Origin of the sequence: Empedobacter sp. UBA7620 (assembly GCF_002484185.1) — a bacterium.
Lineage (GTDB): Bacteria > Bacteroidota > Bacteroidia > Flavobacteriales > Weeksellaceae > Empedobacter > Empedobacter falsenii_C.
The window spans coordinates 112,231-112,582 of the sequence record NZ_DLJI01000022.1; the positions used below are offsets into that span (position 1 = coordinate 112,231).

Consider the following 352-nt stretch of genomic DNA (forward strand, 5'->3'; position numbering starts at 1 on the left):
TCCTTCAATTGTTGATAAAAACTATATCCTGTTGTAATTTCTCTAGCATCTTCCAATTCAAAATTTTGAAATAAATCTTGATATAATTTAGATGGATTTGGTCTATAGTAACTCTCTACCGGATCTGGAGCTGGCGGAAAAATAAAAGAATTAGTTACAATTAAATAACCATCTTTCTCCAAAATTTCATACAATATTTTACAAAGCTTTTTTCGTTGTTCTTGATCGATATACATCAACACATTATTGAACAAAATACATTTCACTTTATATTTTTTAACTTCCTCTAAAAAAGCTAAATCATATAAATCTCCTACCAAATCTACTCCATCAGCAGATTTCATATCTAGAT

At 27.8% G+C, this 352-nt stretch carries 1 protein-coding gene; it reads right to left on the bottom strand.

Annotation, left to right across the window (positions count from 1 at the left end; genetic code table 11):
* Window positions 1-344: CheR family methyltransferase (locus B2217_RS04815; RefSeq protein WP_291122142.1), on the bottom strand; the 344-nt coding region annotated here is incomplete at its 3' end.
* Between the last annotated feature and the right edge of the window lie 8 nt (window positions 345-352).